Source organism: Pseudomonas sp. LBUM1673, assembly GCF_059695645.1.
Genome location: NZ_CP166780.1, coordinates 4,840,687 through 4,865,154, shown reverse-complemented (window position 1 = coordinate 4,865,154; position 24,468 = coordinate 4,840,687). Strand labels below are relative to the sequence as shown.

Sequence of the window (24,468 nt, the reverse complement as noted above, 5' to 3'; positions counted from 1 at the left end):
GCCGTTTTTTTTGCCATGGTTTTTCCCCAGACAAAAGAAAACCCCCGACAAGCCAGAGGCTCATCGGGGGGTTCGAGTAAGCGCCTTTCAGCGCTCACCAGCTCAGCTTATTGGCAAGCTTCGCAATCCGGCTCGTCGATGGCGCACGCCTTCGGCACTGGAGCAGGACCGGCAGGAGCTGCCAGGACCGAGTCGTCACCGTGGTTGCCGCCGCTGGAAACAGCGTTCAGCTTACCGGTGTTGATGGTCGACTTCTCGGTGCTGGTCGCGGCCAGGGCACGGAGGTAGTAAGTGGTTTTCAGACCACGGTACCAGGCCATGCGGTAGGTCACGTCCAGCTTCTTGCCCGAAGCGCCGGCGATGTACAGGTTCAGGGACTGAGCCTGGTCGATCCACTTCTGACGACGGCTGGCGGCGTCGACGATCCACTTGGTGTCCACTTCGAAGGCAGTCGCGTAGAGCTCTTTGAGTTCTTGCGGGATGCGCTCGATCTGTTGCACCGAACCGTCGTAGTACTTCAGGTCGTTGATCATGACCGAGTCCCACAGGCCGCGAGCCTTCAGGTCGCGAACCAGGTACGGGTTGATCACGGTGAATTCGCCCGACAGGTTCGATTTCACATAGAGGTTCTGGTAGGTCGGTTCGATCGACTGCGATACGCCAGTGATGTTGGCGATGGTCGCGGTCGGTGCGATGGCCATGATGTTGGAGTTACGAATACCTTTCTGAACGCGGGCACGAACCGGTGCCCAGTCCAGGGATTCGTTCAGGTCAACGTCGATGTACTTCTGGCCACGTTGCTCGATCAGGATCTGTTGCGAATCCAGCGGCAGGATGCCTTTGGACCACAGCGAACCCTGGAACGTCTCGTAGGCGCCGCGCTCGTCGGCCAGGTCGCAGGACGCCTGGATCGCGTAGTAGCTGACCGCTTCCATCGACTTGTCGGCGAACTCGACGGCAGCGTCGGAACCGTAAGGAATGTGCTGCAGGTACAAAGCGTCCTGGAAGCCCATGATGCCCAGACCGACCGGACGGTGCTTGAAGTTGGAGTTCTTCGCTTGCGGCACCGAGTAGTAGTTGATGTCGATCACGTTATCGAGCATGCGCACAGCGGTGTTCACGGTGCGTTGCAGCTTGGCGGTGTCCAGCTTGCCGTCCACGATGTGGTTCGGCAGGTTGATCGAGCCTAGGTTGCAAACGGCGATCTCGTCCTTGTTGGTGTTCAAGGTGATCTCGGTGCACAGGTTCGAGCTGTGAACCACGCCCACGTGCTGCTGCGGGCTGCGCAGGTTGCACGGGTCTTTGAAGGTCAGCCATGGGTGGCCGGTTTCAAACAGCATGGACAGCATTTTGCGCCACAGGTCTTTGGCCTGAATGGTCTTGAACAGCTTGATCTTGCCTGGGTACTGGGACAGGGCTTCGTAGTACTCGTAACGCTCTTCGAAGGCCTTGCCGGTCAGGTCGTGCAGATCCGGCACTTCGGATGGCGAGAACAGGGTCCACGGGCCGTCATCGAAGACGCGCTTCATGAACAGGTCAGGGATCCAGTTGGCGGTGTTCATGTCGTGGGTACGACGACGGTCATCACCGGTGTTCTTGCGCAGTTCGATGAACTCTTCGATGTCCATGTGCCAGGTTTCCAGGTAGGCACACACAGCGCCTTTGCGCTTGCCACCCTGGTTAACGGCGACGGCGGTGTCGTTCACCACTTTCAGGAACGGTACAACGCCCTGGGATTTGCCGTTGGTGCCCTTGATGTACGAACCCAGCGCACGAACCGGCGTCCAGTCGTTGCCCAGGCCGCCCGCGAATTTCGACAACATGGCGTTGTCGTGGATCGCGTGGTAGATGCCCGACAGGTCATCCGGCACGGTGGTCAGGTAGCAGCTCGACAGCTGTGGGCGCAGGGTGCCGGCGTTGAACAGGGTCGGGGTCGAGGACATGTAGTCGAAGGACGACAGCAGGTTGTAGAACTCGATCGCACGGTCTTCTTTCTGCTTCTCTTCGATCGCCAGGCCCATGGCCACGCGCATGAAGAAAATCTGTGGCAGTTCGAAGCGGATACCGTCCTTGTGGATGAAGTAACGGTCGTACAGGGTTTGCAGGCCCAGGTACGTGAACTGCTGATCGCGCTCGTGGTTGATGGCCTTGCCGAGTTTTTCCAGGTCAAAAGTGGCCAGGATCGGGTTCAGCAATTCGAACTCGATACCTTTGGCGATGTACGCCGGCAGCGCCTTGGCGTACAGGTCGACCATTTCGTGGTGGGTCGCGCTCTCGGCGACTTCCAGGAAGTTCAGGCCTTCGGCACGCAGGGTGTCCATCAGCAGGCGGGCGGTCACGAACGAGTAGTTCGGTTCACGCTCGACCAGCGTACGGGCGGTCATCACCAGGGCGGTGTTGACGTCGCTCAGGGCCACGCCGTCGTACAGGTTTTTCAGGGTTTCGCGCTGGATCAGGTCGCCGTCGACTTCTTCCAGGCCTTCGCAGGCTTCGGTGACGATGGTGTTCAGACGACCCATGTCCAAAGGTGCAAGGCTGCCATCGGCGCGGGTGATGCGGATCGATGGGTGGGCGTTGACGGCTTCTTCGGCTGGGGCGCGTACGGCACGTTCCTTGGAACGGGCGTCACGGTAGATCACGTAGTCGCGGGCTACTTTCTGCTCGCCGGCACGCATCAGGGCCAGTTCGACCTGGTCCTGGATTTCTTCGATGTGGATGGTGCCGCCCGATGGCATGCGACGCTTGAAGGTCGCGGTGACCTGTTCGGTCAGGCGGGCAACGGTGTCGTGGATGCGCGACGAAGCGGCAGCGGTGCCGCCCTCAACTGCAAGAAACGCTTTGGTGATGGCGACGGTGATCTTGTCATCGGTGTAAGGAACGACAGTGCCGTTACGCTTGATCACGCGCAGCTGGCCAGGCGCGGTGGCGGACAGATCCGAATTCGAATCGGCGGCCTGCGGCAAGGTGCCCTGCGGGTTCTCGCGAGTTGTGTCGGTTTGCATGGGTGTCTCCACGTTCTCTATGTTTGTTTGGGCACCATCACGGTGCCCACCGTTCTGTCCTGAAGCACTACAACCGGCGAACGCCGGGTATAACAACTTCGGGACAGTAGGAAGAAGGCTATTGATGCCGCTTCCATGCCGAAGTCTTTGGTGTCACGCCCTAGGCCTGAAACCGAATTCCGTTTTGGGCGGCAGTAAATGACTGCAACACCCGTACCGTTATCGCCGTTTCGGGCTTAAAAACAGTAGCCATCCGCACGCGCGGTTTGGTCTTTCGAAAATACGTTTGGTTCAACCGGAAAGAGGCAATAAAAGCGCTTGAAATCGGTGTCCGGTTTGTGTTTGGTTTTTGGCGTAAACCCCTACATGTAGGGGTTTTTGAGCGCCGAGGTACAAGATAATGCGTTTTGGGGGGTGATTGCAACGTACTACCTGTGGATAAACCTGTGCGTAAATTGTGTGTGAAAGAGGGAACAGGCGTGTAGGCCGCGACCTAGCTGGAGCCGACCGTTTTTCACTGATTTTCAGCGACTGAAAACAGTCATCCGGATTTTTAAGGGCGCGAACCCTATCACAAAAAACCGTTGTGTCCGAACGCATTTACCGGCTTGTGTTCTCGGCGAGTGGCGTTTATACAATCGGCCGATGCAGATGCATTCTTATCCTCCCCAATCATTACAAAAAGACGGGCGGATCCTTCCTTATCAGTGGTGTTGGCAAGCAGAGGTCATCGTGGAGCAAGAAGCCTGGCAGGTATTGATTGTCGAGGACGACCAGCGTCTGGCCGAACTGACCCGCGATTACCTGGAAGCCAACGGCCTGCGCGTGGCGATCGAGGGCAATGGCGCCCTGGCGGTGGCACGCATCATCAATGAACAGCCGGACCTGGTGATCCTCGACCTGATGCTGCCGGGCGAAGATGGCCTGAGCATCTGCCGCAAGGTTCGCGACCGCTATGATGGCCCGATCCTGATGCTCACCGCGCGCACCGATGACTCCGATCAGATTCTCGGCCTGGACCTGGGCGCCGACGACTACGTGTGCAAACCGGTGCGTCCGCGTTTGTTGCTGGCGCGTATTCAAGCCCTGCTGCGGCGTAGTGAACCCTCTGAAGTGGCCCCGGAAAAACAACGGCGACTACAGTTCGGCCCGCTGGTGGTGGACAACGCATTGCGCGAAGCCTGGCTGCATGACAAAGGCATCGAGTTGACCAGCGCCGAGTTCGATTTGCTGTGGCTGCTGGTGGCCAACGCCGGGCGTATCCTGTCTCGCGAAGAAATTTTCACCGCGCTGCGCGGTATCGGTTATGACGGCCAGGACCGTTCCATCGACGTGCGCATCTCGCGCATCCGCCCCAAGATCGGCGATGACCCGGAGCATCCGCGGCTGATCAAAACCATCCGCAGCAAAGGCTATCTTTTCGTTCCCGAAGCCTGCGCAGACCTGTCGTTGTGAACTCGATCTTCCTGCGCATTTATGGCGGCATGTGCGCGGCGCTGATTCTGGTGGCCGTGCTCGGTGTGCTGGCCTTGCACCTGCTCAACCAGGTGCGCAGCGAGCAGTACCGTGAGCGCCTGGCCCACGGCACGTTCTCGCTGATGGCTGACAACCTGCAGCCGATGAACGAAACCGAGCGCCACCGGGCCTTGCTGGTGTGGGGGCGTTTGCTGGGGATTCCGCTGGCGCTGAAGACGTTTCCCCAGACCGACCTCGACCTCACACAGCGCACCCGCGTGCTGCGCGGTCAGGCACTGGTGGAGCAGACCGGTCCGCATGCGGCGAAGGTTTATCGCTTGGTCAGTGACAAGGAACAGCTGGTGCTCACAGGCGAAGTCCAGCAGATCAGCGAGCAACTGGCGCGAGCGACCATTTATCTGTTGGCCGATGAGCTGGTGCGCGTCCCGGTGGCCGAGCAGCCCAAGCGTCTGGCGCAGTTAAAGGAACAGAAGGGTTTCGGCTTTGATCTGCGGCTGGTCACGGTCGATCAGGCCGACATGGACGACGACCAGAGCCGCCGCGTATCCGAAGGCGACACGGTGATGGCGCTGGGCAAGGGCGGCGATTCGATCCGGGTGTTTGCCGGCATGGTCGGTACGCCGTGGGTGTTGGAAATCGGCCCGCTGTATCAGATGAATCCTTATCCGCCCGAGTGGCTGGTGCTGATCGCGGCCCTTGGCCTGAGCCTGATCGGTTTGATTGTCTATCTATTGGTGCGTCAACTCGAGCGCCGTTTGCGCGGGCTGGAAGCCGCCGCCACACGCATCGCCCAGGGCAGCCTGGAAACCCGCGTACCAGCACGCGGCGCGGACTCGGTGGGGCGCCTGGCCTCGGCGTTCAACGGCATGGCCGAGCACTTGCAGCAATTGTTGGCGATTCAGCGAGAACTGGTGCGCGCCGTGTCTCACGAGTTGCGCACGCCGGTGGCGCGCTTGCGTTTTGGCCTGGAGATGATCGGCTCGGCCACCACGCCAGAGGCGCAGGAGAAATACCGCGAAGGGATGGACCACGACATCGAGGACCTCGATCGGCTGGTCGACGAGATGCTCACCTATGCCCGTCTGGAGCAGGGTTCACCGGCACTGAATTTCCAGCGGATCGACCTGGATGCGTTGGTCAATCAGGTGATAGAAGAACTGGCGCCACTGCGCGCCGAGGTCACGGTGCTGCGCGGCTTGTGCCTGTCGGCCGTCGATTGTGACGGCGCCTGGGTCGAGGCCGAGCCGCGTTACTTGCACCGGGCGTTGCAGAACCTGGTGAGCAACGCCATGCGCCATGCCCATTCACGGGTGACCGTCAGTTATCAGGTGGGGCAGCAGCGCTGTCGGGTGGATGTCGAGGATGACGGGCCGGGCGTGCCGGAAAAGGCCTGGGAGAAAATCTTCACCCCGTTCCTGCGCCTCGATGACAGCCGCACCCGCGCCTCGGGCGGGCATGGGTTAGGGTTGTCGATCGTGCGGCGAATCATCCATTGGCATGACGGGCGAGCCTTGATCGGCAAGAGCAAAAGCCTGGGCGGGGCCTGTTTCAGTTTGAGCTGGCCGAGGAATCAGGAGCGGCGTTGAGATTGTTGGTGTCCTTTAGGGCCTCATCGCGGGCAAGCCCGCTCCCACAGGGGCCGTGTCGTACACAAAATCTGTGAACACCACTGAAACTGTGGGAGCGGGCTTGCCCGCGATGAGGCCACCCCAAACACTGAAAGCCTTCAGGTCTTGATACTGACCAGACTCAACAACTGCCCATCCATCACTGCAAACTGCGCATCCAGCTCAGTACCGCTACGCCATTCACTGGACAGGTCAGTCAGCAACCGCAACCGTACTTCACCACCCTCGCTCCACTCCAGCACTTCGGCGTGTTCGAAGTAGAAGCGCTGCTGAACGATCGGGTAGAGCGCTTTGAACAGGCTTTCTTTCACCGAAAACGTCAGCGTCACCCACAGGGCCAGTTGATCGCGAGCCCCGGTGGCCATGCGTTGCAGCTCAGGCCCGGTGAGAATTTCCCCGGCCAGGCGTTCGGCCCGTTCAGCGTCGAGCAGGTTTTCCAGGTCCATCCCCAAGCCGCGCCAATGGGCCTTGTTCGCGACAATCGCCGCAGCCCGGCCGGTGCTGTGGGTGATCGAACCGGTGATATGTGCTGGCCACACCGGTGCGCGGTCTTCGCCAATCGCCGGTATGAAACTCAGCCCTTCCAGTTGTTGCAACGCGGCTCGAGCACAGACCCGCCCGGCGAGAAACTCGGCCTGGCGCTTGGCCACCGAACGCTGGATGCTCGCAGGCGGCTCGATGGCACTGCGCTGGAAATCATCGCTGGCCAGTTGCGCGGTATCGAAGTGGGTACCCAGCAGGACCGTATCGGGCAGCACAAACGGCAGCGGCCAATGGGTGTCGAGTGGGGTGCAGCAGGCGGGTAGGGCGGGGACGGGATTCATGACAGGCATTTTGCCGTCTAGCGCAATGGCTGGGTAGTGGCAGCAAGGCTTTTGTGGCGAGGGGGCTTGCCCCCGTTCGGCTGCGAAGCAGTCGTAAACCTGGCGAACGCGGTGTGTCTGTCAAAATGCGATTCCAGGTTTTAGGGCTGCTTCGCTGCCTAACGGGGGCAAGCCCCCTCGCCACAGGGCCTACCTGATCAACCAAATACCTTCTTCAAAAACGCCTGCATATCCGCCCACGACTGCTCATCCGCGACCTTGCTGTAACCGATGTCCGGCCCGCCATGATCGCCATGGCTCAGACGATCCGCATCGGGATTGGTGAACCCATGCTTGGCGCCTTCGAGGCTGACAAACTTGTAGTCGGCACCGGCCTTGTCCATTTCCGCCTTGAACGTCGCCACGTTATCCGCAGTGACCATGCTGTCCAGAGTGCCATGCTCCACAAGGATTTTCGTCTTCACACTGCCTGGTGTCGCCGGCGTATTGGTCGCCAGCGCGCCGTGGAAGCTCACCACGCCAGCCAACGGCAAACCCCGACGTGCCGCATCCAGCACCACCTTGCCGCCGAAGCAGTAACCAATGGCGGCGATTTTATTCGGGTCGGTTTGCGGCTGTTTTTTCAGCAAATCGAGCCCGGCCTGAAACCGCGCATTGGCCGCTGCGCTGTCCTTCAACGCCGCTTGCATGAACGCCATGGCGTCCTTGGCGTGTTCGGTGTTCTTGCCGTCGCCAAACATGTCGATGGCCAGCGCGCTGTAGCCCAAACCGGCCAGATCACGGGCGCGGCGCTTGGCGTAGTCGTTGAGGCCCCACCATTCATGCACCACCACCACGCCCGGGCGCGGGCCTTTAATGGCGTCGTCGTAGGCGTAATAGCCGATCAGCTTCGTACCGTCGGCACTCTGATAGGGAATTTCCTGGGTCTTGATGGCGGCCTGGCTGAGCCCGCTCAGAGCCAGTAATACGAGGGCGAGGAACATGCGCATGATCAGGTCTCCTTATTAAATTAAAAACCGTGAATTGAGCGTAGTCGATTTGATTCAGCTTAGGTTCAGAGTGCGTTCAGGGGGAGTACAGGGTGGGGGCAGTAACCTTGCCCCGTACCCGAAAAGCACATGGCACATGAGGAAACTCCCCAATGACTACCTTCAAAAAACTGCTGCTGGCTTTCACCGTGATGGGCGCCAGTGTTGCCGCCCACGCCGATACCACTAACTTCGCGGGCCTGACCTTTGGCCAGACCAGCGACAAAGTGAAAAAATCCAACGCCCTGAACGACAACCTCAACCATCCGAACGCCGACGGCGTGATCGGCAAGGACAACACCTGGGGCGTGCGTCTGGGCCAGCAAGACAGCCAGGGCCGCTACTACGCCACTTACGACAACGTGTCGGGCTCGCATAATGGCATTAAACTGCGTCAGGAAAACCTGCTGGGCAGCTACGATTTGTTCTACCCGGTGGGCGCCAGCACCAAACTGTTCGGCGGTGCCACAGCCGGTTTGACCAAACTGAGCCAGAACTCGCCAGGCTTCAGTCATGACAGCGACATCGGGTACGCCTTGGGCGGCCAGTTCGGTGTATTGCAGCAAGTTTCGCAGAACACCTCGGTCGAGCTGGGTTACCGTTACCTGCGCAGCAACGCCAGCACCGAGATGAGCGAGCGCGGTGGCAGCAAACAGGGTTCGCTGGATTTGACCAGCAGCGCCCAGACGTATCTGTCTGCCAACTACGCTTTCTAAAAGGGTCGCGGGCATGCACCAATGCCCGTCAGATAAACGAAACCCCTGTGGGAGCGGGCTTGCTCGCGAAGACGGCAGCACAGTCAACATTGATGTCGCCTGACACACCGCTTTCGCGAGCAAGCCCGCTCCCACAGGTTTCGCGGTTCAACTGGCTGGCGTCGGCCTGTCAACCATTGAGTTGCGAAACTGTGCCTCTGGAGATGTTGATTTGCCCAGGAGAGTGTTATGAAATTACTGGTCGTCGAAGATGAAGCGCTGTTGCGCCATCACCTGCAAACCCGCCTGACGGATAGCGGCCATGTGGTCGAGTCCGTGGCCAACGCTATCGATGCGTTGTATCAGGCCGAGCAGTTTAATCATGACTTGGCGGTGATCGATCTCGGTTTGCCGGGCATGGGCGGGCTCGACCTGATTCGTCAACTGCGCTCCCGGGGCAAGACGTTTCCGATCCTGATCCTCACCGCGCGCGGCAACTGGCAGGACAAGGTCGAAGGCCTCGCCGCCGGGGCCGACGACTACGTGGTCAAGCCATTCCAGTTCGAAGAGCTGGACGCTCGGCTCAATGCTTTGCTGCGCCGCTCCAGCGGTTTCACCCAGTCGACTATCGTCGCCGGTCCTTTGCTGCTGGACCTCAACCGTAAACAGGCGTCCCTCGATGAACAACCGCTGGCGCTGACCGCCTACGAATACCGGATCCTCGAGTACCTGATGCGGCATCACCAGCAAGTGGTGGCCAAGGACCGCTTGATGGAGCAGCTCTACCCGGACGACGACGAGCGCGATCCGAATGTGATCGAGGTGCTGGTCGGCCGCTTGCGCCGCAAACTCGAAGGCCCGGCCGGCTTCAAGCCGATCGATACCGTGCGTGGCCTCGGCTATCTGTTCAATGAGCGTTGCACTTGATTCGTTCCCTTCGTGTCCGCTTGATGCTTGCCGCCACGATCCTGGCGGTACTGTTCATGCTGGCGCTGCTGCCGGCGATGCAGGGCGCGTTCAGCCTGGCGTTGCAGGATTCCATCGAGCAGCGCCTGGCGTCGGACGTCACCACGCTGATCTCCGCTGCCCGGGTGGATAACAACCGCTTGCAGATGCCGGCGCAGTTGCCCGATGAACGCTTCAACCTCACCGACAGCCGTTTGCTCGGCTACATCTATGACCGCGAAGGTCACTTGGTCTGGCGCTCAAAGGCCACTCGGGAAGAGAAGATCAACTACAAGCCGCGCTACGACGGACGCGGTAGCGAGTTCGCGAGGATCAGCGAAGCCGATGGTCAGGAGTTCTTTGTTTATGACGTCGAGGTCAAACTGCTGGGCGGCCAAAGCGCGGCGTTCAGCATCGTCGCGCTGCAACCGGTGCGCGAGTATGAAGTCACCCTCGAAGGCCTGCGGGAAAACCTTTACCTGGGCTTCGGCGCAGCCTTGTTGGTGTTGCTCGCGTTGCTGTGGATTGGACTGACCTGGGGGTTACAGGCATTGCGCCGGCTGAGCCAGGAGCTGGACCAGATCGAAGGAGGCACCCGCGAAAGCCTCAGTGAAGAACACCCGCGCGAACTGCTGCGCCTGACGGGCTCCCTCAACCGTTTGCTGCACAGTGAGCGTGAACAACGCAGCCGTTATCGTGATTCCCTCGACGACCTGGCCCACAGCCTGAAAACCCCGCTGACGGTATTGCAAGGTGTCAGCGAGGACATGGCCCAGCGCCCGGAAGATCGCGATCAGGCCTGGGTGCTGCAATCCCAGATCGAACGCATGAGCCAGCAAATCGGCTATCAGCTGCAACGCGCCAGCCTGCGCAAAAGCGGTTTGGTGCGCCATCAGGTGCGCCTGCAACCGATATTGAAAAGCCTCTGCGACACCCTGGACAAGGTCTACCGCGACAAACGCGTGCGCGTCGCTTTCGATCTGCCGGAGCCATGTTATGTGCCGATCGAGCAAGGCGCCTTGCTGGAAATGATGGGCAACCTGCTGGAAAACGCCTATCGCCTGTGCCTCGGCGAAGTGCGCATCAGCGTGCGTGAAACCCTTAGCGGGATTGAGTTGTGCGTTGAAGATGACGGCCCTGGTGTACCACCGGACCAGCGTGCGCGAATTCTCGAGCGTGGCGAGCGGCTGGATCGCCAGCATCCGGGGCAGGGGATTGGGTTGGCGGTGGTCAAGGACATCATCGAAAGCTACAGCGCCAAGCTGATGCTGGGGGATTCGCCGATGGGCGGGGCGGCGTTCCGGATTCATTTTCCGGTGGTTTAAGAGCGGTTGTTGCGCACGCTGCTCGTCGGAAATCCTTCTGTACCTGTTATTTCTGACAGTGGTCATTTTTCTCTGGCGCACGTTTGATGAGTACTCGGATCCGGGGATAGCTCGGACTCATCGCGTGTCTGGAGAGAACGATGGACATTCTGTCTGCGCAATTTACCGATTTAAATGATTTGGACGGTTTGTTTTTGCTTTACCCGGTCATCATTCCCGGCTGGGTCACGCCTGTCAGGCCGGCAGGTATAGCGGACGGCGGCATACCGATAGCGCTTGCCGAAGGTGAGAAGGGGCTCGAGTGTCTGGTGGACCCTTGGGCAGAGTCTTTCAACGAGACCGTTGCGGTGGATGACCGCATCGAACTGTACATCAAGCACAGCGCATCATCGGTCGCTCGTCTGGTGGATGGCAAAACCATTGCCAGGGGGGAGGAAAACGAACGCGTTCGCCTGTACGTGCCGAAGGCGCGCCTGCTCGAAGGCGTCAGCGAGATTTACTATCAGGTAATCCGCCCGTCGGGCAATCCCGAAAAGTCGCGAGAGCTAAGAGTGCTCCATTACCGCTCGGCACCCGGTGATCCCGATGGCATCCGTTTAACTATTCCTGAAGAAACTCTGAAGAATGGTGTCGGCCCGGATGATGCTGCGCGTGGTGTGGAATTCAAGTTCGAGTATTTCCCCCGCCGAGCTTATGAAAACATTAGCCTGGGGGTCGGCACCAACGCTTACGTGGAACGCGAACTCACACCGGAAGATGAGAATCCCCAAATACCTCTCACACAGCATCTGTTCACCGACACATTCCAGCAGAATCACGATAACCCTAAAACGCCGATCTTTTATTCCGTTACCGATCAACTGGGTAATTTCACTGAATCCGCGACCCAGTACATTGACGTCCACGTAGACCGCGTCGTGTTGCCCTCGCCAGTGTTGAGTGAGGTTCTGAACGATCCATCCGATGATCCGCAGACCATTGATCTGGGTAAGGTGAAGGATTTTCTATATGTACAATTTCATGCGCCTTCATCGCAGTGGGCCAAGGGTGACAGTGCTCGACTCAGTTACACGTGCACGCCGCCAACGGGACCGGATGTAACGCACAGCGGCGTTATCACGTTGGAAAAAACAGATTACTTTCCGATTTTTGAAGTGCCGGCGGCGAAAGTATTGGAGGGTGGGAAGGTAACCGCGAGTTATGAGCAGATCAGAGTGGGCGTTATCGCGTCCTCGAAACCCGCCGAGGCGCAGGTGATCGGCGAGCGGCCGTCACCGCTTGAATTGTCGTTTACCAACGCACCCTATACGGTGTCTATCGGAGGACAACTCAAGGCGATCAACCTGTTCCTTTCCGACAATGGCACGCCTGTCCCTGATACACCTGTTCGCTTGATCCTCCCCGAGGGTTTCACTTATCCGGATGGTGCCAGTGGTGAGCGTGATTTCAACACCGATACAGTCGGTGCAGTATCGGTAGCGGGGGTAAAAGGCCCTCAACGTATAGGGACTTTCAGCTTGGCCGCCAGCAGTAATGGCGCGCCCACCGCCACAGCGCAGGTAAGGGTCGTAGCTACAGGGCCTGTGGGCAACATCACGTTAGGCAAGCCCCAGAGAGCAATCGCCATAAGCCCGGACGGCTTGCGGGCCTATGTCGGACACGACGGATCGATCTCGGTGATCGATACCACGACCAATCAATTGATCGACACCATTACCACATTCAATACGCGTTTTTTTGCGGGTATTTTTGTGACTCCGGACGGCGCCAAGATGTATGCCGCCAGCGCTGGGCCGCATGAGGTCCTGGTAATCGATACGGCTTTAAATACGGTGCTCAAGCGAATCCCGGCGCAAGGTTCTTTCGGCTCTGTTGCCATGAGTTCAGATGGAACTCTTCTGGTCGTCCATACCAATAGCAGTACCCACGGAGCGGTGAAGGTAATTGATACCCGTTTGGACCAAGTGATCAAAACCTTCCCTGTGGGAGGCTATACAAGCGGAGCGGCAATCAGTCCGGATGGACAACGCTTTTACTACTGCGAGTACGGTACAAATCCTAGTAAGTTGGTAGCAATTGATCTCATGACGGGAAGAAGAATCGAGGAGGTCGCGGTAGCAAACCATCGGGCTATTGTTCTCCTTGACCCTAGAGGAACTCAAATATTTTTACCCCCGTCTAATCAGCCCAACGCCCCGTTGTTGGAAATGAACGCAGAACCCCTTGGACCGCGTCGCACCATTCATGCGGTTGCACCCAATAGCTATACCGGGACCTTCAGTCCTGATGGCTTACGCCTGTATCTTTGCACCTATGATTCTCCATCAGGTAAATGCCAGGTTTACGACACCCAATCAGGTGCGTTGCTCAACACATTTGCAACAGGTGGTAGTTCCCACGGCGCGGCTTTAACACCTGACGGTCGATTGTATGTATGCAATTCGTCTAGCAACTTCGTTTCGGTGTTGAGAACTGATTGAGGGTGGCCGGTGAAGCACCTTCGAACTATTGGATGGTGCTACGCCATGTCCTGAAGAGGGCGGATGCATTTATCCGTCCTTCCTTTCGATCAAAAGAAGGGAAAAGGGGACGCATTTATCCGCCACTCTTCGCGAGCAAGCCCGCTCCCACACTGGATCTTTGTCGTTCACAAATACTGTGTTCGCAGCAGATCCCCTGTGGGAGCGGGCTTGCTCGCGAAGGGGCCAGCCCATCCACCATAAAGCCCGCAGCAAGACCAATAAACGGCGATGTTTAAAAGACATCTCCAGATACTCACTCAGGCTACACATCCTTGCGCCGCTGCCTACGACTACGCCAGAATCCGCCGGCTTGTGCGCCTAAGGGCCGGGCTCTATCGTTTGCCGGTCGCTGAAAAACAGCGATCGGGTTTGGTAGCCCGGATTCCGTCAGTTGCACAGCGCTACCGTTTGCGGAGACTTTTATCGTTTCTGTTTTATGGTGGTCATGCGCGGGGCGTCTTCGGACGCGCCGGGGTTCCTGACGACCGGTCTACCAACCTGCGTATGGCCTCCACCCTTCGTTTGGTAGCGAGGGTGATGGCTCCTTATATTTCGCTCGTCAGGAGTTTCACTATGTTCAAACCAACGCCAAACCCGCCGGAAACCGATCCAACCTCTCCCTACGAATCCCTCGATTCGAAAAAACTCCACGAAGCCGCCGACCGCGCCCTCGATCACTACCTCAAACCGACAATCCCCAAAGACACCCCGCGCAAACCCAGCACCATTTACCATGTGGGTGCGAAGGTCGATAACGAAACCCTGCTGGTTAACGCCTGCGAAACCCTGGCATCAGCCAGCGTGATGCTCAGTGAGTTCGCCGGGTTGATGGACATGCCACATCGCAACATGATGTTGGGGATACAACAGGTGGTCATGCTCGGTGAGTTGGCAGTGAATCGGGTGCTGGATAACCTCGATCCGCCTGCCTGACACTGGATCTGAAGTGATTGGGCATCTGTGGCGAGGGGGCTTGCCCCCGTTCGGCGGCGAAGCCGTCGTAAAACCGGTGTATGCGGCGTACCTGAAAACATGCGGTTGTAGGTTATGGGGCCGCTTCGCAGCCCAGCGGGAGCAAGCTCCCTCGCCACAACAGCTTGGCTGGCTGCATAGTTGTGCGGTGTTTTTTTGGGCCTCATCGCGAGCAGGCTCGCTCCCACAGGGGATCTGTGCTGAACAAATTATTTGTGAATGACGCCGATTCAATGTGGGAGCGAGCATGCTCGCGATGGGGCCAGTCAATTCAACGCAAAAATCAGTTCTCTTGCGCTCGGTAAGCGCCGGGCGTAAGCCCCGTCCACTTCTTGAACGCCCGATGAAACGCCGAAGGCTCGGAAAACCCCAGCTGCTCGGCAATCTGTTGCAATGACAGATCCGCACGCCCCAGGTGATAAATCGCAATGTCCCGCCGCAACTGATCCTTCAATTCCTGAAAACTCGTCCCTTCTTCCCGCAAATGCCGACGCAACGTCTGCGGGCTGATGTGCAGGTGCGCGGCCACTGCTTCCAGGTCCGGCCAGCGAGCACTGTCGCGGCTGAGCAAGCGTCGCAACTGGCTGCTCAGGCTGTCGCCTTCGTCTGGGCGCGATAGCAGGTCGGCGGGGGAGCGCTCGAGAAAGTGCTTGAGGGTTCGTTCGTCCTGCAACAGCGGCATATTCAGGTAGCGACTGTGAAACAGCAGACTGCTTTGCGCCGTCGTGCTCTTCACGGTGGAAAAGCCCAGCGGACAGGAAAACAGCAAATCGTATTCGGCCCCGTGTTCGGGCCTTGGGTAGCTGAATGTGGCCTGCTCCAGGCGAATGCGCTGGCCGATCAGCCAACTGCCGAGGCGATGCCAGATCACCAGCAGGCTTTCGCTGAGGAAATGGTCCGGGTCCCATAGCTGTGAATCGTCCAGGCTCAGGCGAATCATGTCGCCTTCGCGGCTCAGCGTCAGCCGGGGTGCCCCGGGGAACAGGCTGTAAAACAATAAGCCGCGATTGAGTGCTTTATCGAGATTGCGGCAGTGGATCACCGCGTGACACATCATCGCGAAGCTACCGGGTTTGCTCGGGGCCTGCCCAAAGCCCAGGTATTCGTCGTCCAGGGCCAGCCACAGCCCCTGGATCAATCGGGCGAACTGCTCGGGCGCGATTCGGGCGCGCGGCTCCTCAAGCAACTCGGGGCTGATCCCCAGTTGCTGCAAAAGACTTGAATAGTCGTAGCCACGCCGACGCGCGCCACCGAGGGCGGCACGGGCGAAATGGCTGGCGATAGTGCGTTCGCGCATAGAGGGCAGGTCCGTCCACTGAGCAATGGATGGTAGCGGTGCCGGTCGACGATGAACAAGGCGGATATCCGCCAAATTGCAGGACGAGGTTTTGGCAGGTGGGCGGAAATCCGCCACATGGTTGTAGCCGATGGGGGACGGAAAAAAACCTGTAACCCTTGATGTCACAAGGCTGGCAGGTTTTTTTTCGAAGATGGCACGCACCTTGCGATACAAGCCGCAGAGGTCTGCCATCGCGCAGCTCGACAAAACAAATCCCTCCAGTGCAGGAGGGTTCGCAATTGAGGTGCCAGGGACAACAGATGGATGTTGTTACTGAGGCACTCTTGAGGAACTTACAATGACGACTCGTCAGCCACTGTATAAATCCCTGTACTTCCAGGTGATCGTTGCCATCGCTATCGGCATCCTGCTCGGTCACTTCTACCCGCAGACCGGTGTAGCCCTCAAGCCGCTGGGTGACGGGTTCATCAAACTGATCAAAATGGTCATCGCCCCAATCATCTTCTGTACCGTCGTCAGCGGTATCGCCGGCATGCAGAACATGAAATCGGTCGGCAAGACCGGCGGCTATGCGCTGCTGTACTTCGAAATTGTTTCCACCATTGCCTTGCTGATCGGCTTGGTCGTGGTCAACGTCGTGCAACCGGGCGCCGGCATGCACATCGACGTGTCGACCCTGGACACCAGCAAAATCGCTGGTTTCATCTCGGCTGGTAAAGACCAGAGCATCATCGCCTTTATCCTCAACGTGATCCCGAACACCATCGTCGGTGCGTTCGCCAACGGCGACATCCTGCAAGTGCTGATGTTCTCGGTGATCTTCGGTTTCGCCCTGCATCGCCTGGGTGCCTACGGCAAACCGGTGCTGGACTTCATCGATCGCTTCGCCCACGTGATGTTCAACATCATCAACATGATCATGAAGCTGGCTCCAGTCGGCGCGTTCGGTGCGATGGCCTTCACCATCGGTGCCTATGGCGTCGGTTCGCTGATTCAACTCGGTCAGCTGATGATCTGCTTCTACATCACCTGCATTGTATTCGTGGTGGTGGTGCTGGGCGCGATCTGCCGCGCACACGGTTTCAGCGTGCTGAAACTGGTTCGCTACATCCGTGAAGAGCTGCTGATCGTGCTGGGTACTTCCTCTTCGGAATCCGCCCTGCCACGCATGCTGATCAAGATGGAACGCCTGGGTGCGAAGAAATCGGTTGTGGGTCTGGTAATCCCGACTGGCTACTCGTTCAACCTTGACGGTACTTCGATCTACCTGACCATGGCCGCTGTGTTCATCGCTCAGGCGACTGACACCCCAATGGACCTCACTGCCCAGATCACCTTGCTGCTGGTGCTGCTGTTGTCCTCCAAGGGCGCCGCCGGTGTGACCGGTAGTGGCTTCATCGTGTTGGCTGCCACCCTGTCCGCCGTTGGCTCCCTGCCGGTTGCCGGTCTGGCGCTGATCCTGGGTATCGACCGCTTCATGTCCGAAGCCCGTGCCCTGACCAACCTTGTTGGTAACGCCGTGGCCACCATCGTGGTTGCCAAGTGGGTCAAAGAGCTGGACGAAGACACGCTGCATACCGAGCTGGCTTCTGGCGGTCGCGGTATCTCCGACGAGCGTGAAGAAGACGACCTGGGCGTGGCTGAAGGTCCAACCCCGGCCAGCGTCAAGTAAACGCGTCACAGAAACACAGGCTGCACTGAAAAACCCGCTTCGCAGACTGTGTGAAAACACGCTGAAGGCGGCCTAAGCAAACGCCCCGACTTGTTCGGGGCGTTTGCTTTTGTGCAGGTAACAGGCGAAAAAAGGCTTTTCAGCCCATCAACTCCATCATTTGACGTACACCCAGCACATTGATCGCTCTTTTGAGGTTGTAGGCGTTCACCGCCAGGGCAATTTCCGCTTTTGCCCCCTCTAACTGTCGCAGCAGGAAGCGGCCGTTTCCAAACAGCCATTGTTTAAGGTTGCCGAAGGGATGCTCAACGATGGACCTTCGGCTCACCATCATTTCGGGATGCGCCTGCATGCGCTGCTCCATTCGCTCGAAGGCATCTTCGTGGGCGTGGCGTGAGACGTATCGGCGCTGAGCGTCGGTGCATTGACCTTTCAGTGGGCAGTTGGCGCAGTCGCTGATAGCTGCGTGGTAAATGCGCTCACCTTTATTCAGCTGTTTGAGTGTCAGCAGTTTGCCGGCAGGGCATTGGTACTGATCCTGCTGCGCATCGTAAGCAAAATCTTTTCGCTCGAAGAGTTCCTTCTCCTTGCTACGGGGGTTAACCGCTCGGTTGGGCGGCACGTACGCCGTAATGCCCGCGTCTTCACACGCCTGGAACTGCTTGCCGTTGGAGTAGCCCGCATCGGCGGTCACGCTCAGTTCGCTCTGCTGCAACTGTTCTTTGGCGGCCTTGGCCATGGGCTCAAGTTGCTGGGTATCGTTGCCGTCTTGTGTCACGTCGTGATGCAGGATCAAGCAATGTTCAGCGTCCACGGCGGTTTGTACGTTGTAAGCCACCCGCGGACCTTTGGGCGTGCGCATCATTCGGGCATCGCTTTCGCCGGTGTTGAACTGCTCGATCCCCATCGACTTCATCAGCGCCTGGCAGGTCAGATTGTTCAGTTGCCGGGCTTCAAGTTGCTTCAGCGCTGTCTTGATGGCGCTGCGATCAATGGTTTCACCCGCTTCGGCTTTATCGGCCTCATCCAGTTCAGTCAGATATTGGGCGATGCGCTTATCCAGTTTTTCCTGCTGGCGTTTGAGTTGTTTCACGTTCAGATGGCGCCGCGACGAGGCTACCGCCTGGAATTTACTGCCATCAATGGCAACCAGGTCGCCAGCGATCAAACCGACCGTACGACAGAACTGAACGAAGACCCGGCACGTTGCACTGAACGCCTGTTTGTTGTCCTTGCGAAAGTCGGCAATGGTCTTGAAATCGGGTTTGAGGCGGTTGAGTAACCACATGACTTCGATGTTGCGCTGGCATTCGGCTTCGAGACGACGGGAGGAGCGGATACGCTGGAAATAGCCGTACAGATAGAGCTTTAGCTGATCGGCCGGATCGTAAGAGGGGCGACCTGTGCTTTTGGGCACCGCCTTGTCAAACCCCAGACGTATGAGATCGAGCTTGGCAACGAAGGCATCAATCACGCGAACGAGGTGATCCTCAGGGATTAAATCTTCCAGCGAAACCGGAAAAAGGCTGGTCTGATCGCGCGCTTGGCCCTGGATGTAAGCCATAACAAGAATGCCCCGTATCTTTCGATACGGGGCATTTTCTTAAACCGCGATGCAGATTGCTAGGTTTTCACACAGTCTGTTCGGCGGGTTTTTTCATGCCTGCGATTTGAGCGTAACGGTCACCGCCACTGATACATAAGGTGATTGCTGCAATGTCCTGGGCTGCCTAGGCTTGGGGGATCGCACTGGAGAACAACTCATGCTCGGTCCACTGGCATCACTCAAGGTTCTGGATTTCTCGACACTGCTGCCGGGGCCGTTCGCCTCGTTGCTGCTGGCGGACATGGGCGCCGAGGTGCTGCGCATCGAATCACCGACCCGCATGGACCTGCTGCGGGTACTGCCACCCCATGATCAAGGCATTTCGGCCAGCCACGCCTACCTCAATCGCAACAAGCGCAGCCTGGCGCTGGACCTCAAGCAGCCCGAGGCACTGGAGGTGATCAAGCAATTGCTGCAGGACCACGACATCGTGCTGGAGCAGTTTCGTCCCGGCGTGATGGACCGGCTCGGCCTGGGGTATGAAGCCTTGAAGGCGATCAATCCGAAGCTGATTTATGTGTCGATTACCGGTTATGGCCAGACCGGTCCCTACAAGGATCGCGCCGGTCACGACATCAACTACCTGGCGCTGGCGGGACTTTCGAGCTACACCGGCCGTGCCGACGGCGGCCCGTTGCCGTTGGGCATGCAGGTGGCGGATATCGCGGGTGGCTCGTTGCACGGGGTGATCGGCCTGCTGGCGGCGGTGATCGCGCGGCAGCAGACCGGGCAGGGGCAGCACCTGGATGTGAGCATGACCGACTGCGCTTTCAGCCTGAACGCCATGGCCGGTGCCGGGTACCTGGCCTGTGGCGTGGAGCCGGGCAGGGAAGAGCAGATGCTCAATGGTGGCAGCTTCTACGACTACTACCGTTCGCGCGATGGGCGCTGGTTGTCGGTGGGCAGTCTGGAGCCGGCATTCATGCAGCAACTCTGCACGGCCCTGGGCCAGCCGGAACTGGCGGCCCAGGGGCTGTCGCCCGACCCAACCCGGCAACAGGCGCTCAAGGCGGCGTTGAAAGTTGAATTCGAAAAATACGACTTTGCCCAGTTGTGTGAACTATTTGCCGGAGTCGATGCGTGTGTCGAGCCGGTGTTGAGTCTGGGCGAAGCGGTTCAACACCCACAGTTGAAGGCGCGGCAATTGGTGACTGAGGTGCCCCGTGGCGATGGTTCGACTCAAGTACAGATAGCCTGTCCATTGAAGTTTTCAGCAGGGCTGCCTGAGCCGCGGCATATCGGTGTGGCGCCGGGTGAGCATACCGATGAGGTGTTGGGGGAATTGGGCTTCAGTGCGCAGCGGATTGAAGCGTTGCGGCGTGCCGGGGTGGTTCGTTAGCGCCCGTCGGCACGCCCTCTCTACATCGGCTCTGGCGGCCCAATCAGTCTTCCCATCACCCCAAACAACCCAAGCTCCCGAATCACCTCCAGCTCCCCCTGTGTCTCAACCATCTCTGCAATCAACGGCAAATCAATGCTGTTGGTCGCCCGAAAAATCGCCTCAATGAACACGCGTTTGTCGCTCTGCTCATCGATGCCGCGAATGTAGGCGCCATCGATTTTCAGGTAAGCCAACCCCAATTGCGTCAGGTTGCCGATCTGGCTGAAGCTGCCACCAAAATGCTGCAAACCGATGCGGTAACCGGTGTTGAGCAGGCTGTGGCTCAGGCGTTGCAGCTCTTCGGGGGGCGGTAATTGGCGCTCGTCGATTTCCAGGGTCAATAGAGGCGCCAGTTCCGGCAGTGATTCGAGCAGGTCGCAGATCAGTTTCAACTGGGCCTGATCGTGCAGGGTGCTGCCGGACAGGCTCAACGCGAGCGGCCAACGGTTGGCAGCGAGGTATTCGAGGGTGGTTTCGAGCATGGCCAGATCGAATCGCGCCGACCAGCCGAGACGCTCGATCCACGGCAGGAAATGTCCGGCGGCAATCGCTTGGCCCTGCGGGTCGAGCAGGCGCGCGAGGACTTTGTGGTGCAGCACTTGGCTGGTATCGGCGCACTGCACCACCGGTTGGAAATACAACTGCATCTTGCCTTCGGTCAGCGCGTCATCGATCCAGTTGCGCCAGTCATGTTGGGACTGGTTCGGCGCGGTGTCGGCGTGGGCCAGGTGTATCCACGGCCGCTCGGGGTGTTGCCGGGCCTGGGTCAATGCCTGATCAAGCCGCAGCAGCACGTCGTTCACCGGTTCGCCGGGGTGATAGGCGACCACGCCCAGGTGTGCCACCGGCATGCAGTCGCTGGCACCGGTCAGGCGCAGATTTTCCAGGGTGGCGCTGATTTCGGAGGCCAGGCGTGCGGCATCCTTGCTGTCCAGACCCGGGGTCAGCACGCTGAATTCGCCACCGCGATTACGCGCTGCAAGCCAGGTGCGCCGTTCCGGTGGTTGCGTCAGGCGCTTGAGCAATTCGCCGACGGTGCTGATCAGGGTATCGGTGCGCTGGCCGCCCAGACGTTGGTTGAGTCCGGTCAGGTCGTTGATCCGCAGCATCAGCAAATGGCCGTCGCGGCTTTGCTCTGAAACCAGTAGCTTGGCGGCCAGTTTTTCATCCAGCAAGCGCCGGTTGGCCAGGCCCGTAAGGCTGTCCTGATAGGAGGCTGCCCGCAGCTGTTCGCTGCGCGCGGCCTCTTCGGCGAACAACGCTTTGAGTTTTGCGACCATCTGGTTCATGGCCAGCACCACGCGTTTGAGCTCCGGCGTGCGCGGCAGTTTCGGCAAACTGCGGAACTCGCGGTTGCTGATGGCTTCGGCCTGTTTGACCATGTTGTCCAGAGGTCGCAGTTGCCGGCGCAACAGCCAGCCACCAAACACCGCGCTGAGCAGTCCGCAAATCAGCAACCAGATCAGGCTGCCGAGGGTGCTGTCCCAGAGTTTGGCCAGGGCGAATTGCGGATTGCTCAGCACTTCGACCCGTGCCGCCTGCTCCCAACCACGCATGATCAGTGCTTCGCCGCCCTGTGGGCGCAGGTTCACCAGGCTGACAAACCAGCCGGGAACACCCTCGATTTGCGCCGGTGTGCTGCGTTCCACCAGCAGGTGTTCATTCTCAATGTTGATGACCCGGATGCTGCTGAAATAGCCACTGTCGAAAATCGAGCTGACCATCAATTCAATCATCGCCGGGTCGTCGATCTGCGCCGTCAACGACAGGCCCAGCGCCGTGGCGGCGTCCTGGGCGTGGGAACGCAACTGGCCGAGCATCTGTTCGCGAGAGCTTTCCAGACTGACAAAAAAACTGCCGCTGAAGGCCACCAGCAAGAACAGGCAAATGGCGAGAAACAACTGTTTGCGCAGTGACATAAAACGCTCCTTGCAGTAGCGGCTAGCCTTCGCCCACGGCGAACCCTTCGATGTGCATTTTTTCCAACAGGTCTTGCCAGCGCGACAGTTTCTTCGAGTCGCTGCTGCGTTTGCCGCCATTGGACCCCGGCAAATACAGGCCTTCGGCGTTGAAGGCGTACACCGGCAGCAGGTCTTTGCGTTGGGAGGCGGGGCGGATCTCGCCGATCAGATTGTCCAGCACCAGTGGGTCGGCCGTGGGGCTGCTGTAGAAGGTCAACACCATGTGCGGTTGGTTCTGAGTCAGCGCCTTGACGTAGGTGATGCGCAGTTTCTCGCTGGGAATCCCCAGGTGACGCAGGCTGAAATATTTCGCCAGGGCGTAGTCTTCACAGTCGCCTGCGCCTTTGATCAAGGATTCCACTGGCGTGGCCCAGTAATCAGTCTGACGCCAGATACGCGTGTCGTCCTGAAAGCTCAGTTGTTGATTGAAGAAACGATTGATCGCGTTCAGTTGCTCGCGTTCTGGCTGGTTACGTTCGCTTTGCAGCATTTGGCTCCAGGCCTCGATCCGTCCCCGGGCCGGGCCAAGGGGGCCGTAACGTTTTTCGGCCGTTTGCAGAATCTGCGCAAAATCCCAGTCGGCCCAGACACTGCCCAACCCGGCCAGCAGAAAACTCGCCAGCAGTAGCCATCCGCCGAACCGAAGTCGGAGCGTTGACCATCGTGGACTACGCGGACTGCGGGACATGTCTGGCTGCTCGAGTGCAGATGTCTGAAGTCTAGGCGGTGTTTTCAGTGAGCAAGGGTAGGTCGTCGGACGAAGGGGCATTGCAGGACTGCTTTTGTGGCGAGGGGGCTTGCCCCCGTTGGGTTGCGAAGCAGCCCCAAAACCTGCAACCCATCTTCTCCTGACACACTGTATCGATCGGTTTGGCGACTGCTGCGCAGCCGAACGGGGGCAAGCCCCCTCGCCACAAAAACTCTAGGCTCAGGGTTTATGCAGGGTTTTCTGCTTGAGGATGTAGAGCGTTACCAGCACTGCACTGGTCAGCATGAACGCACGTGCCCACGGCAAGGGCACCAGGTAGCAGGAGAGCAGGATGCTCGCCCACATCAAGCCAATGGCATAGACCTTGCCCTTGAGTGGAATGCCGTTGCCGCTCAGGTAATCGCGAACCCACGGCCCAAGCCGCGGATGTTCAACCAGCCACTGATAGAAGCGCGGCGAACTGCGGGCGAAACAGGCGGCTGCCAGCAACAGGAACGGTGTGGTGGGCAACACCGGCAGGAAAATCCCGATCACCCCCAACGCTACGCTCAGCCAGCCGATGGCCAGCAGCACGTAGCGCAACATCAGGGGGCGGTTGCCTATGGGGTTGTCCATAGGCAAAACCTTAGTGGTGACGTGGCTTGAGGATCGCCGGTTTTTCGTCCGGCGCGTTGCACAGCAGGTACAACGCGGTCAGGGCTTCCGGGATTTGCACGATCATGTCGTCCATCAGGTTGGCGTCGGCCGCGATGTCGGAGAACTCAGGCTGTTCGTCGAACAGACCCGAACCGACCATGATCGGCAGCAGCATTTCGCTGACTTCGTCTTCGGCGGTTTCGAACCAGGCCGCTTCGCGCAGGAACACACCTTCCATGAAACCGATGCACCAGCCGCGCAGATCGGAATCGTCCGGATCGTCGCCCAGGTCGAGGTCGCATGGCAGCTCGAACTCTTCGTCGGACGCCAGTTGGCGGGCGATGTGCGCCTTGAGCAGCAGCAGGGTGGATTCGATCGCTTCACGTTCGGTGTCGTCGGCGTAATGCGGCTCTTCGGCGAAGAGCGCATCGATCCACTCACGGTCGGGAACGCTTTCGGAACAGATCGACAGCGCAGTGAGGTAGCCGTGGGCGGCCACGTAGTCCAGCGCCTCGTCATGCAGCTCGTCGGCGTCGAGGAAGACTTGCAGGCGGGTTAGTTGCTCAGCGAAGGACATTAAAGGGCTACCTTGGGAATTAAACAGATGCGGGAATTCTAGGCCTTCTTGAGCACTCAGGCCAGCCGCGCGGAGGTGATTGGACCAATAGAGACCCACAAGGTCTGCATTGCATTGGCTTTCGTGTGTCTTATCAGCGGCGCCCTTTGCAGGGGAGGGCTCGGGTATACTCGCGCGTTTTGTGATGCCCTGCTGGCATCCGGGCTGAA

General features: G+C 58.9%; 18 protein-coding genes. 9 read left to right on the top strand and 9 right to left on the bottom strand.

Annotated features, from left to right (window positions below):
- Nucleotides 1-107: 107 nt before the first annotated feature.
- Entirely contained in the window at nt 108-3,002 is a 2,895-nt protein-coding gene (locus ACA044_RS22475) for a ribonucleoside-diphosphate reductase subunit alpha (protein ID WP_497443336.1), read from the bottom strand.
- A 732-nt stretch (nt 3,003-3,734) separates the two neighbouring features.
- On the opposite strand from ACA044_RS22475, the gene ACA044_RS22470 reads away from it, so the two are divergent.
- Together ACA044_RS22470 and ACA044_RS22465 are read left to right on the top strand one after the other, a co-directional pair.
- Nucleotides 3,735-4,457 (top strand): response regulator, encoded by a 723-nt coding sequence (locus ACA044_RS22470; protein WP_497443335.1) that lies wholly within the window; start codon nt 3,735-3,737, stop codon nt 4,455-4,457.
- Nucleotides 4,454-6,064, top strand: a complete 1,611-nt coding sequence (locus tag ACA044_RS22465) for an ATP-binding protein (protein ID WP_497443334.1) — start codon at nt 4,454-4,456, stop codon at nt 6,062-6,064. The genes ACA044_RS22470 and ACA044_RS22465 overlap by 4 nt, the downstream gene beginning before the upstream one ends.
- Before the next feature lie 140 nt (nt 6,065-6,204).
- Here ACA044_RS22465 and ACA044_RS22460 read toward each other — a convergent pair whose 3' ends face one another.
- On the bottom strand, nt 6,205-6,930 hold the full coding sequence (locus ACA044_RS22460) for a 4'-phosphopantetheinyl transferase family protein (protein ID WP_497443333.1): 726 nt from the start codon (nt 6,928-6,930) through the stop codon (nt 6,205-6,207).
- Nucleotides 6,931-7,127: 197 nt separating this feature from the next.
- Entirely contained in the window at nt 7,128-7,919 is a 792-nt protein-coding gene (locus ACA044_RS22455; protein ID WP_497443332.1) for a dienelactone hydrolase family protein, read from the bottom strand.
- A gap of 152 nt (nt 7,920-8,071) precedes the next feature.
- On the opposite strand from ACA044_RS22455, the gene ACA044_RS22450 reads away from it, so the two are divergent.
- From ACA044_RS22450 to ACA044_RS22430, 5 genes are all read left to right on the top strand, one after another.
- A complete protein-coding gene (locus tag ACA044_RS22450) occupies nt 8,072-8,674 on the top strand; it encodes a hypothetical protein (protein WP_497443331.1) in 603 nt (200 codons plus the stop codon).
- 228 nt (nt 8,675-8,902) lie between these two features.
- Nucleotides 8,903-9,580, top strand: a complete 678-nt coding sequence (locus ACA044_RS22445) for a response regulator (protein WP_497443330.1) — start codon at nt 8,903-8,905, stop codon at nt 9,578-9,580.
- Nucleotides 9,577-10,923 (top strand): ATP-binding protein, encoded by a 1,347-nt coding sequence (locus ACA044_RS22440; RefSeq protein ID WP_497443329.1) that lies wholly within the window; start codon nt 9,577-9,579, stop codon nt 10,921-10,923. The genes ACA044_RS22445 and ACA044_RS22440 overlap by 4 nt, the downstream gene beginning before the upstream one ends.
- Nucleotides 10,924-11,063: 140 nt before the next feature.
- A complete protein-coding gene (locus tag ACA044_RS22435) occupies nt 11,064-13,403 on the top strand; it encodes a YncE family protein (protein ID WP_497443328.1) in 2,340 nt (779 codons plus the stop codon).
- Between the two features lie 615 nt (nt 13,404-14,018).
- On the top strand, nt 14,019-14,378 hold the full coding sequence (locus ACA044_RS22430; protein WP_497443327.1) for a DUF6124 family protein: 360 nt from the start codon (nt 14,019-14,021) through the stop codon (nt 14,376-14,378).
- Between the two features lie 322 nt (nt 14,379-14,700).
- On the opposite strand, the gene ACA044_RS22425 is transcribed toward ACA044_RS22430, so the two are convergent.
- Nucleotides 14,701-15,714 carry an AraC family transcriptional regulator gene (locus ACA044_RS22425; protein WP_497443326.1) on the bottom strand — a complete coding sequence of 338 codons (1,014 nt, stop codon included), beginning with the start codon at nt 15,712-15,714 and terminating at the stop codon, nt 14,701-14,703.
- Between the two features lie 340 nt (nt 15,715-16,054).
- Between ACA044_RS22425 and ACA044_RS22420 the strand changes: the two genes are divergently transcribed.
- Complete coding sequence (locus ACA044_RS22420; protein WP_497443325.1) at nt 16,055-17,389, top strand: dicarboxylate/amino acid:cation symporter; 1,335 nt, start codon at nt 16,055-16,057, stop codon at nt 17,387-17,389.
- Between the two features lie 139 nt (nt 17,390-17,528).
- On the opposite strand, the gene ACA044_RS22415 is transcribed toward ACA044_RS22420, so the two are convergent.
- The gene (locus ACA044_RS22415) at nt 17,529-18,953 is read right to left on the bottom strand and encodes an IS1182 family transposase (protein ID WP_497443324.1); all 1,425 of its coding nucleotides are present in this window, start codon (nt 18,951-18,953) and stop codon (nt 17,529-17,531) included.
- Between the two features lie 199 nt (nt 18,954-19,152).
- Between ACA044_RS22415 and ACA044_RS22410 the strand changes: the two genes are divergently transcribed.
- The gene (locus tag ACA044_RS22410; protein WP_497443323.1) at nt 19,153-20,334 is read left to right on the top strand and encodes a CaiB/BaiF CoA transferase family protein; all 1,182 of its coding nucleotides are present in this window, start codon (nt 19,153-19,155) and stop codon (nt 20,332-20,334) included.
- A 20-nt stretch (nt 20,335-20,354) separates the two neighbouring features.
- Here the strand turns inward: ACA044_RS22410 and lapD are convergent, their stop codons facing one another.
- The 4 genes from lapD to ACA044_RS22390 all read right to left on the bottom strand — a co-directional run bounded on the left by lapD (nt 20,355) and on the right by ACA044_RS22390 (nt 24,259).
- On the bottom strand, nt 20,355-22,295 hold the full coding sequence (gene lapD / locus ACA044_RS22405; RefSeq protein ID WP_497443322.1) for a cyclic di-GMP receptor LapD: 1,941 nt from the start codon (nt 22,293-22,295) through the stop codon (nt 20,355-20,357).
- A gap of 22 nt (nt 22,296-22,317) precedes the next feature.
- Entirely contained in the window at nt 22,318-23,025 is a 708-nt protein-coding gene (gene lapG, locus ACA044_RS22400; protein WP_497443321.1) for a cysteine protease LapG, read from the bottom strand.
- Between the two features lie 240 nt (nt 23,026-23,265).
- Nucleotides 23,266-23,661 (bottom strand): YbaN family protein, encoded by a 396-nt coding sequence (locus ACA044_RS22395; protein WP_497443320.1) that lies wholly within the window; start codon nt 23,659-23,661, stop codon nt 23,266-23,268.
- A gap of 10 nt (nt 23,662-23,671) precedes the next feature.
- Nucleotides 23,672-24,259 (bottom strand): UPF0149 family protein, encoded by a 588-nt coding sequence (locus ACA044_RS22390; protein ID WP_007895005.1) that lies wholly within the window; start codon nt 24,257-24,259, stop codon nt 23,672-23,674.
- Nucleotides 24,260-24,468: the final 209 nt, after the last annotated feature.